The sequence below is a fragment of the Brevibacillus laterosporus genome, assembly GCA_007833815.1.
In the GTDB taxonomy this organism is placed as follows: domain Bacteria; phylum Bacillota; class Bacilli; order Brevibacillales; family Brevibacillaceae; genus Brevibacillus_B; species Brevibacillus_B laterosporus_D.
Map to the genome: position 1 here is coordinate 4,166,955 of CP033464.1, position 15,475 is coordinate 4,182,429.

The window sequence follows — 15,475 nt, forward strand, 5'->3', positions numbered from 1 at the left end:
TCATGTTGATGCGTTATGCATCATGTATATGAGTAAACTTGAACTAGCCAAGTTTATAGCGTAACCATGTCCTACATTTCAGCTAAAATTCGTTGTACAATCAAGCTGATCAATTGCTCTTTATCAGTAGTTTCAATAGTAGGTTCTTTCACTTCAGTAGCTTTTTTGTCTACTAAATCTTCTAATTCCTTCACACCATAGCCTACACGGCGAATGTTAAGTAGATTTAGTGGACCAACATTATCGGAAGTTGAGCTTCCTCCAACCGCTCCACAACCCAATGTTAACGCTGGGAATAAAGCAGTACTTGCACCAATACCGCCTAAAGTTCCTGGTGTATTAACAAGGATACGGGATACAGGCTGTTTCAAAGCGAATTCACGAACGATAGCTTCATTGTTCGTATGAACCATCATTGTGTGTCCAGCACCTTCGTTATTTAAAATCTCAACGCAACGATCTAATGCAGTTCTCCAGTTGTCTTCTGTGTAGAAAGCGAGGATTGGAGCCAATTTTTCACGAGAGTATGGAACCTTGCTTCCAACTTCTGTTTCTTCAGCGATTAGAACTCGTGTTGATTCTGGAACTTGTAGGTCAGCTAATTTCGCGATGTGCTGAACGCTTTTTCCTACGATTTGAGGATTCATTGTGCCGTTTGCACGCATAATGAATTTTCCTAGTTTTTGGCTCTCTTCTTTGGAAAGGAAGTAAGCGCCTTGTTTTTTGAACTCCTCAACAATTGCAGCTTTGTTGTCTCTTTCTACAACAACAGATTGTTCAGAAGCGCAAATGGTTCCGTTATCAAACGTTTTTGAATCAAGGATACGTTTTACTGCTAAAGGAATGCTAGCACTTCTTTCAATAAATGCTGGACCATTACCTGGTCCTACACCGATTGCTGGTGTACCAGAGGAGTAAGCTGCTTTAACCATAGCTGTACCACCAGTAGCCAAAATCATAGCTGTATCTTTATGCTTCATCAATTGATCTGTACCTTGGATAGTTGGTACAGTCATGCAAGCGATAGCACCATCTGGGCACCCTGCTTTTTTAGCAGCTTCACTAATGATTTTTACTGTTTCCAAGATACAACGTAGTGCATTTGGATGTGGGGAAAATACAATACTATTTCCCGCTTTAAGAGAGATGATTGCTTTATAGATAACGGTGGAAGTAGGATTTGTTGATGGAATTAGACCAGCTACAACACCTACAGGTACACCGATTTCCATTATCTTTTTCTCTTGATCCTCATTTAGGATTCCAACGGTTTTAAGGTCTTTAATAGCTTCAAAAACATGCTTAGAAGCAAATTCATTTTTGACAATCTTATCTTGCCAACGACCAAAACCTGTGTCTTCGTGTGCCATTTTAGCTAACTTCTCACGATTTTCATAAGCTGCATCCGCCATTGCTTTTACAATGGAGTCAATTTGTGCTTGTGTCATGGAAGCTAGTTTGGCTTGAGCTTCTTTTGCTTTTTTGATTAAAGTACGTACTTCTTGAATGGACATTAAGTCTTTGTCTATAACTTCCATCTTTACTCCTTCTCTCCATCATGTTGTTCGATCGCTTTAATAAGCTGATCTTTTTTGGCATACTTGACTTGCACTTTCGAAATGGTTGTTAATTTTAACTTGTAAGCTATTTTTCTTAACTCCGCTAGTTTCATTTCATCCAGTGGTTTTTCTTTTTTTTTACCAGAAGAAACAAGGGAGGTAGCTTCTTCTAGTTGATCCTGACCCTGACTTTCCAAATCTGTTTTATCTTGTTTCTCTTCTTGAGCACTTACATTTTGTTGAGCAGAGACATCTTGAACTTGATCAGCAAGAATGACCGTCTTTGGTTTTTTATCTTCTGTAATTAGTTGAAGAGGAATAATTTGGATGTCTTCCACAGGCTGTTCATTTGGCGTTTCCTGGGGCGAATCAATTGTGACGATTTTCGCTGTTTCCTCGTGTAGCCTTGCAATGACATGACTATTGAAAAGACAGTTTAATTTCCTAGCAGCAGCACTTCCTGCTTCCACAGCAGCTTGTACCGCTCCAACATCACCTGTTACCTTGACTGTCACCAAACCATCTTTTTTAAGTTTTTCAAAGCCAATAAATGTAACATTTGCGGCTTTGAGAGCAGCGTCAGCAGCTTCCATTGCTCCCAAGAGTCCTTTGGTCTCAACAAGTCCCAATGCTTTATTTTTCATGTGTTAGCCCTTTAATAACTGGTAGGATTATCGGCTACAAATTGGACTGCTGCTGCAAACGCATCACATGCTGCTCTGCATGCAGATTGACTACCCGTCAATAAAGCACCACCAAAGTTCGTTTCAGACGGTGGTCCAAAGAAAGCTCCAATACTCACATCTGCTGCTTTTAGGGCTGCATCAAGTGCGTACATTGCTTCAAGGGGAGGTGCAATTAAATAGGCAATTGCTTCGCCCTCTTTTATATTTGCTACTTCAGATAAATAGCTACCTGTACGGGAAACACAATGAGCGAAATACGTAATGGAATTATCATCATTGGCGCCTACAAAATGTGCTCCATTCTCGATATAGCTGATGGCTGCACTAAGTCCACTTTTGACTTCTGCTGGACTTGGACCAGCAATGATCCCAATTACCTCACCAGCTAGCTTCGTTGATGCATTAGCAGATCCTGCATACATACTCTTTGCATAAACGACATCTACTTCTGCTGCTTTGGTTGCTTCGTCTAATGCGGTATACGTCACATCATCAATATCAACCGTAATGATTCCTAAGCTTTTATGATGTGATTTTAGTTCTAACTTCTCAGCCATATCAGGACTCACATTGGAAATCAATTTGGTTCCTAATACTTTTGCATAGATAGGCTCGTTTTTCATCAGATTTCCTCCCTTTCTTACAGTTTCAAATCGATACCTGAAGCTTTTTTATCAATCATGGTTTTGATTAATTCGGCGATATGAGCTCCTGCTTCTACTGAAGGCGTACCACCTTGGTGAATATTGGAGATAACCGTTCTTTTTGCTTCTGGCATACCAACTGTTGGCTTATAAGCAACGTAAGCACTCATTGATTCTGCTGTTACTAGACCAGGACGTTCTCCTACTAGTAGGCATACAACGTCTGCTCCTGTAACATCACCGATTACATCCATGGACGGAACACGGCAATGTTTTACGAATAAAATATTACCAATTTCCATTCCATACATTTTTAAACCTTGTGCAATGGATGGTAAAATATCACGCAAATTAGCTTCAATAGCCGCAGAGCTTAATCCATCACCCACAACTAGCTGAACTTTTGCACCATGAGTTGTGTTTTGTTTCACATATTGGATGGTTTCCTGTGATAGCTGACGACCTAAATCTGGTCGAGTGATATATTCATCTTTGTCTTTGCAAAGCGTTTCAATCGCTACCAAATTCAATTCTTTTACAAATTCTTCAGGTACGTAGGAGAATACAGCGTCCTGAGCTGCTGCATGGTCCGCACGAAAACGTAAGGAAGTAGATGTTTTATAGCGTGGGCCTGCTCTCCAAATCCCAAGGCGAGCTGGTGTTCTTTCCTTCATTTTCAGATACCCTTCTCTATCTTCAGGGTCTGGAATCAAAAGCTGCCCTTTAAGATCAACTTCTGTGATGTCATCAATAAATTCCTCACTAATGACTGTTTCCTCATTTAGTTGTTGCGCGCTTGTTGCCATTGCTTGAGTAACGATTTCTTGTGTAGCTACTGCTTCTTTTGGACTGTCCATCATTTGAGAAAGAATGTTTTCAATCATGGATTTTAGGTCTTTTTCGTTCACCGTTGCTTCCTCCTTTCTTTACTTCAAAAACACAGAAGCGTCTCCCGCTTTTTTCGTAAGTTTTCCATTTTCAATAAAGCCCATTTTTTCCATCCATTGTTCAAATTCTTTAATCGGTCTCAAGCCTAACAACTCACGTAATGTAGCTGTATCGTGGTATCCTGTTGTTTGATAGTTCAACATAACGTCATCTCCATGCGGGATACCCATAAAGAAGTTACATCCAGCAGCTGACAATAGTACAGCCAAGTTTTCAATATCATTTTGATCTGCTTTCATATGGTTGGTATAACAAGCGTCACATCCCATTGGAATACCTGTTAATTTACCCATGAAGTGATCCTCAAGACCTGCACGAATAACTTGCTTAGAATCGTAGAGATATTCCGGTCCGATGAAACCAACAACCGTATTTACAAGGAATGGATTAAATTTCTTTGCAAAACCATAGCAACGTGCTTCCATTGTTACTTGGTCCACCCCATGGTGAGCTTCAGAAGATAATTCAGAACCTTGACCTGTCTCAAAATACATCACGTCTGGACCAGCAGCAGTACCTTCACGCAAAGCTAATGCTTGTGCTTCGGCAATGGTTGCCGCATTAAATCCGAATGCTTCGTTTCCTTTTTCAGAACCCGCAATAGATTGGAAAATCAAATCTGTAGGAGCACCTTGTCGAATAGCTTCCATTTGTGTTGTTACGTGAGCTAGTACACAAGTTTGAGTAGGAATTTCCCATTTTTGCTTGAACTCTTCAAATCTTCTTAAGACACGTGCAACACTTTCTGCGGAATCATCTACTGGATTCAAACCAAGCACCGCATCGCCAATTCCGTAAGTTAAGCCTTCCATCAAGGAAGCGGTAATTCCGTCTGGATCATCGGTAGGATGGTTAGGCTGTAGACGAGCAGATAACGTTCCAGCGCGACCAATTGTTGTGTTCGCATGAGCTGTAATGCGAATCTTTTTTGCTCCGTAAATCAAGTCAAGATTGGACATGATTTTGGCTACTGCTGCGATCATCTCAGAAGTTAAACCGCGGGAAATACGTTTGATATCAGACTCTTTCGTATTTTCGTTTAGAATCCACTCACGCAATTCTTCAACTGTCCAGTTTTTAATTTCACCATAAATTTTTTCGTTCACTTGATCTTGGATGATGCGAGTCACTTCATCCTTCTCATAAGGAACAACAGGGTTATTGCGTAAATCTGCTAATGTTAGTTGCGCTAGAACAACCTTTGCAGCAACGCGTTCTTCAGCTGAAGTCGCAGCAACACCCGCTAATGTATCCCCAGATTTTACTTCATTCGCTTTTGCTAGAACTTCGATAATGGATGCAAATTGGTACATCCGACCAAATAATTTCGTCTTTAAGATCACAAAAGCTCCTCCTCTCATTTCTACATCTCTTAGTTAAACACGAGTGTTTTGATGACTACCGGTAAGACCTTTCCATTAGCAATTGGCTTTCCAATGTCAATGTAGTCACCATTGTCTACCTGAATACTGTCGATGCACACGACATCTTTTTTGTAATCAAGTAGTCCATAAAGGGTTTGTCCTAGTACCTTAGCCATATCATGATGAACAATCACTATGAATGGATACTCTCTTTCAAGTAGCTCAGCCATACCCTTTTGTAGTCCCTTTGCATATATTTGAACCTGGGGAAAGCTAGGACTTTTTTTCCCTTCAATGGCAATGGCTACTTTTTGTAAATCATTGTCTACTTTAAACCACTGCAATTTTTCGCGAATGGCCTGTGCTAATTTCTCTTCGTCACCCGATTCATCCGATAATGCTACTTTCAAAATCGGAACGTTTTTAATCGGAAACGTTTCCTCTGTATAAGTGATCGTACTCCCACTTATTTCAGTGGTATGAGAACCAGCCCCAACGACTGTTGCACGAATTGTCTCTACGGAATGAAACACCGTCATTTGTTTCATGAGTGGAGAGGAAGCAATAGCTCTTCCTAGCAAGATGCCGATATCTCCGTAATGAAACACATCCTTCTCTTCATTCTGATAGATATAATCGGCAACTCCTCCCGAGAATGAAATGCATGGAATCGGTTTATCTAGTTTTAATCCTTTGTGAGTGAGAATCGTTTCGTAATAATCACTTTTCTCTTTTAGACCCACACTTTCTTCCAGAAGCCACACCATTTCCTGAATGATCGGTTGCAATTTCTCGGCTGTAGCAATGTGACCTAGCTGTAGGTCGTATCCTCTTTTTTGAATTAACATGTCAATTTTAGGCGCGATATAGATGATTTCATGAGTCACTGGATCTACCTTGATCAATCGTCCACCAATATCTAAGCAGCCTGTATCTTGTGATTCCCCATGGCTAAACAATGCTAAATTACTAGTACCGCCACCAATATCGATGTTGACAATCGAGGTTGAATGTTCCTTCGAATACGTATGTGCTCCGGCTCCTTTAGCAGCAATGATGCTCTCTAAATCAGGACCAGCTGTTGCAACAACGAAATCACCAGCAAAGCCACTCAAGGTGAGTAATACCTCGTTCGCATTCTCTTTTCGTGCCGTCTCGCCGGTAATAATAACGGCGCCTGTATGAATCTCTTCTTTTTTTATGCCAGCTTTTTCATACTGCTCCTGCACAAATTTCTTAATTTGTTGAACATCAATTCTGTTAGCAGAGAGCAATGGTGTGAAGCAGATATCACTTCGGTATACCACTTCTTTATCGGTGATGACGATACGTGGAACAGAAAACGATGAGGCCAAGTTTTGAATATAAAGTTTAGAAAACACAATTTGGGTCGTAGATGTTCCCATATCGATCCCTACACTTAGCAATTCCTCTTTCATTTTTGTCACCCCCCTCATATCCTAGTAGAAAAAAGAAAAGAGGCTTAAAGTTACATACATCCTCGTGAATTGAGAATATATAACCTTAAGCCTCTTTGCTTAATTCATACTACGTCTTTGTAGTATCATTATTATATTTTAAAGGTAAATGTAACGGATGTTCCCTGTTCCGTAGAAGCAATTTTCATGCTCCCCTTTAGTTTATCCTTAACATAGCTTGTGACAATAGATAAACCTAGGCTTTCTTGTGAACATTCATCTACACAAAATCCTTTTCCATTATCGACCACTTCAAGAGTTGCATACTTCCCTTCCACACAAAGGGAAACCCTTACTACTCCCTCCTCACAATCTGAGAAGGCATGTTCGTAGCAGTTCTGCAATAATTCATTGATAATCAGCGCAATAGCTACTGTACGATTACTATCAATACAAATTTTTTGATTTGCTTCTATTTGTATATCAATGTTCTTACAATTGACAAAGCAACGTTGAATGCTAGCCGCAATTAGCTCGATAACTTCAAGTAAATTCACGTTAGCTTCTATTTGTGTAGATAGCAATTCATGAGTGGCAGCGATAGCTAATACTCTGCTTACACTCTCATTCAAACATTTCTTTGCTTCTTCACTTTCACACTGTCTTGCTTGAATACGAAGCAAGGAAGCCACGGTTTGCAAATTATTTTTAACTCGATGATGAATCTCACGAATAGCCACAGATTTCGAGATAATTTCAGCTTCTTTATCTTTAATTTCTGTTACATCATGCAAAATGACGACTAGACGCAAGTCACGCTCATCAATCAATAATCTTTTTACTTTTAAGAAATACTGAGCAACATGCACATCTTCCTGAAACTGACACAGGTTTTTCTCGTCATATTCTCTCATTACCTCTACAAACAAGGTTTGATCTAAAGAAAGGTTATCGTAATGCAGACCCTGAATATCTTCTAGATATCCCAAATTTTGATATTGTCGGTCCGCTTTGCTATTCTTTAGTTTTAAAAATCCATCCTTATCAAAGATTAAGATAGCATCATCTAGTTGATTGATAACGGATTCATTAAATCTGATCATAGCAGTTACAGTAGACGCTATATCTTCGTATTGGGAATCTGCTTTTGTTACTTTGAAGCTGGCATTGATGTTTTCACTTACATCTTTTTCATAGATGAGTACTGCAATAACTTTGCCATCTAGATGAATAGGATATACCGTTTGTCTAACCAGTTGATTCTCTTGGGTTTTCGCAACAAGCCCAACTGACATGACTCCCGTTTCTAACGTTCGAAGCACACCAGGCTCATTTTCTCGTAACGCTGTCTCTCCAACAACAGGACGCTGATAAAGAGATTGTTCAATTCCATGAGTTTGATGGTAGACAACAATAGCTTCATTTGTCAGTTTAGAGAGGACATCAATAAAAAGGTCCCTTCCTTCCTGCAAATCAAATAATTCATTAGAATGGGCTACTTCAATGATTTTCTGAATCTGTGCATCAGTTAAATGAGTATGTTTCTTACACAACCGCGTAATAGTATCTTTAATCATAGGAGATCACGATTGTGGTAGCGATTTCAATCATAGGGCATCGTCTATCCATACTCAATTTACGAATGGTTTGGTACGCCTCTTCTTCAGAAAAACCATTTTCTTTCATCAAAATCCCTTTTGCCTTCTCAATAGCAATTCGTTCTTCAAGCTTTTGAGAGACTTTTGTATAATTTTTTTCTAGCTTACGAAATTCTTTACCTTTGGCGATGGTTACCTCAACCATTGGAATGAAAGACTTTTCATCAAGTGGTTTTACTAGATAACCCAAAGCCCCAATGCTAGAAGCCTTTTCGATACATTCTTTATCACTAAAGGCTGTTAATAAAACAACGCCACCAGCTAATTGCTCTGAAAGGATTCTTTTTCCCGCTTTTAATCCATCTAGGATAGGCATTTGAATATCCATTATCACTAGATCAGGCAAATGCTTTTTGCATAACTCAATGGCCTCAAAACCATCTGAAGCTTCCCCTACCACATTGTAGTTCGCTTCTTTTAAAATCTCACGAATATCCATTCTTGTAATAGGCTCGTCATCGACTACTACAATTTTTCCATTCATGGGTACCACACCTCATTGTCTAAGCAAAATAAATACCTCTTGTTACCTATTCGTCTTCATGTAAGAAGCTCTTTAACTCTTCTACGCCAATGTTTTCTGTAGAAGAAATCTCGAAAATTTGCGAAGCACCAGCTGCTAGTAAATATTCCCTAGCTTTTTTTACTTCCTCCGTATTTTTGGCAATGTCTACTTTTGTAATGATACCAATAACTGGTTTAGCAAATACACAGCCAAAAGAAGGTGGGAAATAACAATCCTCATTTGTGCAATCCTGCACAAGACCGATGACATCTGCATCGACACTTGTCACAAGTAGCATTCTATATAAACCTCTATTTTCTATACATTCCCCAGGTGTATCAATGGCTTGATCAAACGTTTCAATGGCTTGTGTTTTCTTATAGGCGATCACATGTCCGTGAAGTCGCTGGCACAAAGTGGTCTTACCGCAGCCTGTATTTCCTGTTAAGATAATTTTTTTCATAACTACGTTCTCGTTATCTTCGTAGCGTTAAATCCTAATATATCTTGTAAGCCAAGCAACACTTCATTTAGTGCCGATTCCACAGAGGATACATCACCTGTAACCACCACTGATCCACTAAAACGATCAACAAAACCAATAAGTACGCCAGCTGCTTTCGTTGCAATATCAGCTGCGATGATAGATGCTTCACTTGGGGTAATGGTTAAAATACCAATTGCATCCTTCGTCTCATTGCTTAATCCTAATTTTTTATAAATATCTGGATTCGGATTAGCTATGATATGAGCTAGTGTAACTTGTTTACCTGGAACATACTCTTGAATAACCCGTTGTTTTTCATTATTTTGGCTCATAATCCTCATCCCATCTGCATGAAAAAACATTAAAAACACATAAAGGCTCCTTAAAAATACACATGGCAATTTTTAAGGAGCCTCTTCGCTCTCAACTGAAATTCATAACACGACGTTGTGTTAATTTTATCATATTTGAACTTGTAAACGATGTCAATACTTCATTAGACGAATTTCGACAAAATATTCGCTACTGAAACATTTTGTTCAAAATTACAATAACATCTTTTTCCGTAGGCACGCGTGGATTAGTTAGGGTACATCCGTCTTGAAGCGCACCCTCTGCAATCGCGCCTCTCATTTCTTCTAGCTGCTTATATTCAACGCCACAATCTCGCAAGTTTATTGGCATTTTCAATTGCTTTTGCAATTGCTTAATCGCATTAATTAGACTGCGTACGCCACTTCTTGTATTGGATGCTGGTAGACCTAAGTTCTTGGAGATAGAAGCGTATCTCTTAGCTGTCGCCTGATTTTCAACATCACTATATCCTGCACCACAATTCGCATTAAATTCGATAACATGCGGTAGCAAAATTGCATTCATCCGGCCATGGGGGATGTGGAATTTTGCCCCAGCAACATGCGCAATACCATGATTAAGACCTAACGATGTAATCGTGAAGGCCATCCCTGCTAGGCATGAAGCATTGTGCATTTTTTCACGAGCCTCTAAATCATTACCATCCTTGTATGCTCTTACTAAATATTCAAAAACGAGCTTCATCGCCTTTTCAGCAAAAGCATCAGAAATATCATTTGCTTTTGTAGAAACAAATGCCTCGATAGCATGTGTTAGAACGTCCATTCCTGTATCGGCTGTAATAAAATCAGGGACACTTTTTACTAGCTCTGGGTCTAAAATAGCTTCTTCAGGAGTCATATCATTCGACACAAGTGGATACTTAATATTTTTTTGTTGATCACTTATGACTGAAAATGCGGTTACTTCTGAACCTGTTCCACTTGTTGTCGGAATAGCAATGAAAGGAAGATCTTGTTGTGCGGACACTTGTTTCGCAAAATATTTCATTGCTTTCGCGGCATCGATAGCAGAGCCTCCTCCAAGTGCAACAATCGTATCAGTCTCAAACTCACTGAGTGCTTTCATCCCACTCACAACAACTTCGATTGGTGGATCTGGAACGATGTCGCTAAAAACCATGTGCTTATTACTTTCATCAATTTGGTTAATGACTTGTTGAATCATTCCCGATTGAACCATAAAAGGGTCGGTGACAATAAAAATCCGTTTCCCTTTCAGATCCTGCAGACGATTCAAAGCACCTTGTCCCATGTAAATGTCTGTTTTAAAACTTACCTTATCCATGCTGACACCTCCATTTGAAATAAAAAAAGAGGCTTTTTAGAAGGGAGTATTCCCTTTAAAAGCCTCTTTGCTATCTACATAAGTAACACGTCTTTGTGTAACTTGTATTCTGTTTTCTATCAATACTGTACTACTATATTTATCATATAGTCAACTATGTATTGATTGTTATTTTTAAAAACACTATACACGTCTTTGTGTATAAAAACCTTTTGCATCAAAGGTTTGATAAGATTCGTCAAGCACTACATTGTGCCTGTTCAGTTTGTCAAGACTTATCAAAATGTTGATTTATCAATTTGTGTAACAAAGGGAGTAAAAGAGGTGCTAGTACCAAGTAAAAAACGAAATTCCCGATTGCATGCATGATATCATAGGGTATCCCAGCAAGGTAATAAGTCAGAAAGTAAGTAGCACCATAAAGCGGTATCTGACCCAGGGAATTGATAAAGCCGTAAAGCAATCCTGTAAATCCGGCATATAAGGCCATCACTACCAAGGGAAGCTTTGAAAAAACGGGGCGGATAAAAATACTGGTTACCACGACAATTGCACAGTAAGCGATAATTTGTGGCAAGGTCCAAATCCCAAATCCTAGGATCAAATTTGACAAAATCATCACCATTCCCGCAAGCAACACACCATATCGAAACCCCATGAGAAGTGTCATAAGAATGACAAATGTTGTTACGGGCTGTACATTAGCTATAAAAGAAAGCGCAATCCGTCCCGCAACAGCCAAAGCTGATAAGATAGCTAGTAATGTGATGCTTTTTACACTTGAAATGGGTGCTTTCCTTGATCCATGGTTATGAAGCATGTAAATCCCACTTAACGACATCGCCATCTTTTACTTTGAAATCTTTTGCTCCTTTAACTGCGGGCGCTCCGTTCACTTCGTATAGCCAATACTTTTTTTCTGCTGGATTTTGTTTTACATCTTCAATCGAAGTAATAAACCCATTATCGTCTTCCACTTTAAAATTGTTTTTCATCACCTCATACAAGGTTTGTTCCCCTTTGAACTGAATCGTTTTTTCAGCCATTTTGGTTTTACCCTGATCGGTTGATACTTCCACAACGATCTTGTTCTCAACTTTTTCTTCTGTTGCTGAATTCTGTGCTGCATCATTATTTGAACAACCCATTACACTTACCATTGCAAGTGCAACAAGTAAGGCGATTTGACAAACCTTTTTTAACATATTCGCTCCTTTCTCCATTAAAAAAGTCTAGCGAGGCGGGAAACATCACTAGACATGGACTAACCATCTTCGCCTCGAAATGGTTAGCCTTCAGTAGTTTTTAGGTAAAAGACCTGACTTAAGACTAAGCAAGTAGTCTATCACAGTGGCGGGACCGTGTTGGAGTTTCACCAAACTTCCATCACCTAAAACTATATGTTATAAAGTTAATGAGGTGTGACCCATTTGAAAACATTATAGCATAAGAAATGGGCTTGACAATCATACGGTTGTGACAAAATGTAGTTTGATTCATCCATATTTAAGACATATGTCGTAAAATCCCCCGAGCGATATGAACTCCACAAGCACCTGCTTGAGCTAGCCCGCGTGTTAAACCAGCTCCATCGCCACCTGCATATAAGCCAGTAATTTCGGTTTCAAAGTGAGGGTTTAAATGAGGGCGTGCAGAATAGAATTTTGCCTCTACCCCATAAAACAGCGTGTGTTCGCTCGCGATACCTGGCGTCACATGATCGAGTGCCTCCACCATTTCAATTAAACTTTTCATCGTATTGTAAGGCAAAACTAAGCCAAGATCACCTGGTACAGCTTCTTTTAGCGTTGGCTCGATAAACCCTTCTTTTAATCGTTTATCTGTAGAACGACGACCGCGTTTGATATCCCCAAAGCGTTGTACAATCACAGAACCGTTAGAAAGATCATTGGCACGTCGAGATACTTCTTTGGCGTATTCGTTTGGCTTATCAAAAGGTTCTGTAAACACATGCGACACCAGCAAGGCAAAGTTCGTATTGGGCGAGCCAAGCTTCTCATCTTTGTACGCGTGACCATTAGCCGCCATAACCCCGCTGTGATTTTCTACAACCACATGACCGCTCGGATTGGAGCAAAAACTACGGACAATTTGATCCGTAGAAGACTTGAATAAAAATTTCCCTTCATATAGATGCTTGTTGATTTCTTCCATCACCACGTTGGTTGTTTCTACACGCACTCCAACATCTACTTGGTTGTTAATCAGCCGTAGCCCTTGTTTCTTTACTATCTCACCGAACCATTGTGAACCATCTCGGCCAGGAGCAATAACCATTTTGTTTGCTCGATACTCCTGGCCCTTTTTACAGGTAATGCCGTGAATTTCTTTACCCTTTTCCGTTTTCTCCACAATGATATCTTCGACTTCCTGCTTGAAGACCATCGTAATTTTCGGTTCTAACTCTTCATAGATGCTTTTGAGAATCTCTAGGTTTTGCTCGGTGCCTAAATGGCGGACATTAGCACGTAATAGTTTAAGTCCAACTGCCTGCCCCTTGCGTTCAATGTCACGAACTGCATCGGTAGTTGGATCGGTAATATTGAGGGTGGCACCATGTTTTAAATTAATTTCGTCTACATATTTTATCAATTCTAGCACTTCAGAAGGCGTTAAATAATCAGTCATCCAGCCACCGAATTCTGTCGTGATGTTAAATTTTCCATCTGAATAAGCTCCTGCCCCTCCAAATCCATTGGTAATAGAGCATGCAGGCAAACAACCACTAAAATCTTTACGACCTGCTGGAGGCGGACATTTACTAATTTTTTTCTCAAGGATGGGACAGCGACGAGAGTAAATATTGTGTCCTTTTTCAATCAACAGGATCTGTAAATCCGGTTTTTTATGGATCAATTCATACGCCGTAAAAATTCCTGCTGGACCAGCTCCGACAATGATAACATCATAATTCATAGATGTTGCCCCCTTGAAAATGTTAGGAAATTTTCAAACCTTATTGATTATATCATCCCTTTATGAATAATCAACCATAAATCCGAACATTTTTTATAAATACTATATTTTTGTTCGTATTATAAATTACTTGTCATTTCTGTATAAGAAGTGATGCAATTGCTAAACACCCTAATGCCCCTACCATTATCTACGTTACCCATCATATAGAAGAAATTTTACCTTGTTTCACTCATACGCTCTTGCTCAAGGATGGGAGCATTTTTGATTCTGGTCAGACTTGTGACATGCTTGTTCCAGAGCTTTTATCTCGTTTTTTCGGGGTTCCGGTTCAGCTTGAACATGTACTGGGACGACATTGGTTGTTTTGCCAAGAACCTATTGGCACGCATCCTAAAGGAAACTCCAAATAAAAATAGAAAAAGACTTATAGCCAAAAGTGTTGAAGACGTAAAGCCAAACAAAGAAACATGGAATACATATGCTTACGTTAAAGACTTCACTGAACTTGATACATAGATCGATGAAATTTTTGAGATGGTTCTATTAAGAAATAATAGGGGCAGCAATTTGCTGCTCTTCTTTGTTTTTGTAGGAAAAGTTCTTGTTTTAGTTCCGTTTGTTTTTCTCGAAAAAAACTTTTGATAGCTGGTTAAACTTTACTCTCAAATCAAAGAATAATCATATAGATGTGAAAAGAAGCATTGAACCACTGGGTGAAGCTTGTTACAATGAATCCTTGTGACAACTTCATAGACTCTTCGCGGTTCGAGATCTCCCGCGTTATCAAAACTAGGAGGATACATGTTTAATTTATGGTTTGGGATCGGCTTTGTGCTGGTCAATTTTTTGTTATTCTTATTATGTTATCGTTTTTTTGGCAAAGTAGGCTTGTATGCTTGGATTGGATTTGCCACCGTTCTTGCCAACATTCAAGTAGTGAAAGTCGTTGATCTGTTTGGTTTTGCTATGACACTTGGCAATACGATGTACGCAACCATCTATCTATGCAGTGACTTGCTCAATGAGAAATACGGGCAAGAGCAAGCGAAAAAAGCAGTCTGGTTTGGCTTTTTTACACTAATCGCTACAACGATTATCATGCAGATGGCTTTGAAATTTGTACCTCATCCTGATGCCGTTAAACAACAAGGGGCTTTAGCCTTGATCTTTGGCCTCATGCCACGTCTAGCGATCGCTAGTTTGACGTCGTACTTTATCAGTCAGTTCTTGGATGTTCGTATATATACGTTTTTAAAGAAAGTATGTCCGAAACGGAATCAACTGTGGATTCGAAATAACGGAAGTACCATGATTAGCCAGTTGGTTGATACAGTAATCTTCTGCTCCATTGCTTTCCTTGGGGTTTTGCCTATGGACATGTGGTTTGACATCTTGATCACAACGTATCTGATTAAATTTGTGGTTTCGGCTGCTTCTACACCAATTTTATATATAGCGCGTAACTTCACGTTTACAAAAGAATCGTAAGTATTCTTATAGTAGGCTTTCTATGTAAAAGGTCCGTTTGTGCATGATAATCCATGTCGCAAGCGGGCTTTTTTGATTCATACCTCTACATGCTATACTATTATTTAATATTCAGA

The 15,475-nt window shown here is 39.4% G+C and carries 15 protein-coding genes, 1 pseudogene and 1 riboswitch; of the genes and pseudogenes, 2 read left to right on the top strand and 14 right to left on the bottom strand.

Going from position 1 to position 15,475, the window contains the following annotated elements; genetic code table 11:
* Positions 1-71 precede the first annotated feature (71 nt).
* From EEL30_20190 to EEL30_20255, 14 genes are all read right to left on the bottom strand, one after another.
* Positions 72-1,538, bottom strand: a complete 1,467-nt coding sequence (locus EEL30_20190; GenBank protein ID QDX94399.1) for an acetaldehyde dehydrogenase (acetylating) — start codon at positions 1,536-1,538, stop codon at positions 72-74.
* Between the two features lie 2 nt (positions 1,539-1,540).
* Positions 1,541-2,203, bottom strand: coding sequence for a BMC domain-containing protein (locus EEL30_20195; GenBank protein ID QDX94400.1), 663 nt, complete (start codon positions 2,201-2,203; stop codon positions 1,541-1,543).
* 11 nt (positions 2,204-2,214) lie between these two features.
* Positions 2,215-2,868 (bottom strand): ethanolamine utilization microcompartment protein EutL, encoded by a 654-nt coding sequence (gene eutL, locus EEL30_20200; GenBank protein QDX94401.1) that lies wholly within the window; start codon positions 2,866-2,868, stop codon positions 2,215-2,217.
* A gap of 17 nt (positions 2,869-2,885) precedes the next feature.
* Positions 2,886-3,797 carry an ethanolamine ammonia-lyase subunit EutC gene (gene eutC, locus EEL30_20205; protein ID QDX94402.1) on the bottom strand — a complete coding sequence of 304 codons (912 nt, stop codon included), beginning with the start codon at positions 3,795-3,797 and terminating at the stop codon, positions 2,886-2,888.
* 18 nt (positions 3,798-3,815) lie between these two features.
* A complete protein-coding gene (eutB, locus tag EEL30_20210) occupies positions 3,816-5,180 on the bottom strand; it encodes an ethanolamine ammonia-lyase subunit EutB (protein QDX94403.1) in 1,365 nt (454 codons plus the stop codon).
* A gap of 29 nt (positions 5,181-5,209) precedes the next feature.
* Positions 5,210-6,640, bottom strand: coding sequence for an ethanolamine ammonia-lyase reactivating factor EutA (gene eutA / locus EEL30_20215; GenBank protein QDX94404.1), 1,431 nt, complete (start codon positions 6,638-6,640; stop codon positions 5,210-5,212).
* Positions 6,641-6,771: 131 nt separating this feature from the next.
* Positions 6,772-8,196 (bottom strand): ethanolamine utilization protein, encoded by a 1,425-nt coding sequence (locus EEL30_20220; GenBank protein ID QDX94405.1) that lies wholly within the window; start codon positions 8,194-8,196, stop codon positions 6,772-6,774.
* Positions 8,189-8,761 carry an ANTAR domain-containing response regulator gene (locus EEL30_20225; GenBank protein QDX94406.1) on the bottom strand — a complete coding sequence of 191 codons (573 nt, stop codon included), beginning with the start codon at positions 8,759-8,761 and terminating at the stop codon, positions 8,189-8,191. Before EEL30_20225 ends, EEL30_20220 begins: the two co-directional genes overlap by 8 nt.
* A 46-nt stretch (positions 8,762-8,807) precedes the next feature.
* Positions 8,808-9,245, bottom strand: a complete 438-nt coding sequence (gene eutP / locus EEL30_20230; protein QDX94407.1) for a EutP/PduV family microcompartment system protein — start codon at positions 9,243-9,245, stop codon at positions 8,808-8,810.
* A gap of 2 nt (positions 9,246-9,247) precedes the next feature.
* Positions 9,248-9,601 (bottom strand): BMC domain-containing protein, encoded by a 354-nt coding sequence (locus EEL30_20235; GenBank protein ID QDX95833.1) that lies wholly within the window; start codon positions 9,599-9,601, stop codon positions 9,248-9,250.
* Positions 9,602-9,791: 190 nt separating this feature from the next.
* Complete coding sequence (locus tag EEL30_20240) at positions 9,792-10,931, bottom strand: iron-containing alcohol dehydrogenase (protein ID QDX94408.1); 1,140 nt, start codon at positions 10,929-10,931, stop codon at positions 9,792-9,794.
* 268 nt (positions 10,932-11,199) lie between these two features.
* A complete protein-coding gene (locus EEL30_20245; GenBank protein ID QDX94409.1) occupies positions 11,200-11,751 on the bottom strand; it encodes an ECF transporter S component in 552 nt (183 codons plus the stop codon).
* Positions 11,741-12,136, bottom strand: coding sequence for a DUF4430 domain-containing protein (locus EEL30_20250; protein QDX94410.1), 396 nt, complete (start codon positions 12,134-12,136; stop codon positions 11,741-11,743). Before EEL30_20250 ends, EEL30_20245 begins: the two co-directional genes overlap by 11 nt.
* A gap of 92 nt (positions 12,137-12,228) precedes the next feature.
* Positions 12,229-12,346: riboswitch (cobalamin riboswitch) on the bottom strand.
* Positions 12,347-12,437: 91 nt separating this feature from the next.
* On the bottom strand, positions 12,438-13,868 hold the full coding sequence (locus EEL30_20255; GenBank protein QDX94411.1) for an NAD(P)/FAD-dependent oxidoreductase: 1,431 nt from the start codon (positions 13,866-13,868) through the stop codon (positions 12,438-12,440).
* A gap of 158 nt (positions 13,869-14,026) precedes the next feature.
* Here EEL30_20255 and EEL30_20260 point away from each other — a divergent pair.
* Both EEL30_20260 and EEL30_20265 read left to right on the top strand, forming a co-directional pair.
* Positions 14,027-14,281: pseudogene (locus EEL30_20260) on the top strand (molybdenum ABC transporter ATP-binding protein).
* A gap of 391 nt (positions 14,282-14,672) precedes the next feature.
* Positions 14,673-15,359 carry a VUT family protein gene (locus EEL30_20265; GenBank protein QDX94412.1) on the top strand — a complete coding sequence of 229 codons (687 nt, stop codon included), beginning with the start codon at positions 14,673-14,675 and terminating at the stop codon, positions 15,357-15,359.
* Positions 15,360-15,475: the final 116 nt, after the last annotated feature.

What these genes read in the sequence shown, in the direction of transcription:
- EEL30_20225 (QDX94406.1), bottom strand. Translation starts at nt 8,761, where the DNA reads ATGAATGGAAAAATTGTAGTAGTCGATGACGAGCCTATTACAAGAATG.
- EEL30_20250 (QDX94410.1), bottom strand. Translation starts at nt 12,136, where the DNA reads ATGTTAAAAAAGGTTTGTCAAATCGCCTTACTTGTTGCACTTGCAATG.
- eutL (QDX94401.1), bottom strand. Translation starts at nt 2,868, where the DNA reads ATGAAAAACGAGCCTATCTATGCAAAAGTATTAGGAACCAAATTGATT.
- eutP (QDX94407.1), bottom strand. Translation starts at nt 9,245, where the DNA reads ATGAAAAAAATTATCTTAACAGGAAATACAGGCTGCGGTAAGACCACT.
- eutA (QDX94404.1), bottom strand. Translation starts at nt 6,640, where the DNA reads ATGAAAGAGGAATTGCTAAGTGTAGGGATCGATATGGGAACATCTACG.
- EEL30_20265 (QDX94412.1), top strand. Translation starts at nt 14,673, where the DNA reads ATGTTTAATTTATGGTTTGGGATCGGCTTTGTGCTGGTCAATTTTTTG.
- EEL30_20235 (QDX95833.1), bottom strand. Translation starts at nt 9,601, where the DNA reads ATGAGCCAAAATAATGAAAAACAACGGGTTATTCAAGAGTATGTTCCA.
- EEL30_20245 (QDX94409.1), bottom strand. Translation starts at nt 11,751, where the DNA reads ATGCTTCATAACCATGGATCAAGGAAAGCACCCATTTCAAGTGTAAAA.
- EEL30_20240 (QDX94408.1), bottom strand. Translation starts at nt 10,931, where the DNA reads ATGGATAAGGTAAGTTTTAAAACAGACATTTACATGGGACAAGGTGCT.
- EEL30_20190 (QDX94399.1), bottom strand. Translation starts at nt 1,538, where the DNA reads ATGGAAGTTATAGACAAAGACTTAATGTCCATTCAAGAAGTACGTACT.
- EEL30_20255 (QDX94411.1), bottom strand. Translation starts at nt 13,868, where the DNA reads ATGAATTATGATGTTATCATTGTCGGAGCTGGTCCAGCAGGAATTTTT.
- EEL30_20220 (QDX94405.1), bottom strand. Translation starts at nt 8,196, where the DNA reads ATGATTAAAGATACTATTACGCGGTTGTGTAAGAAACATACTCATTTA.
- EEL30_20195 (QDX94400.1), bottom strand. Translation starts at nt 2,203, where the DNA reads ATGAAAAATAAAGCATTGGGACTTGTTGAGACCAAAGGACTCTTGGGA.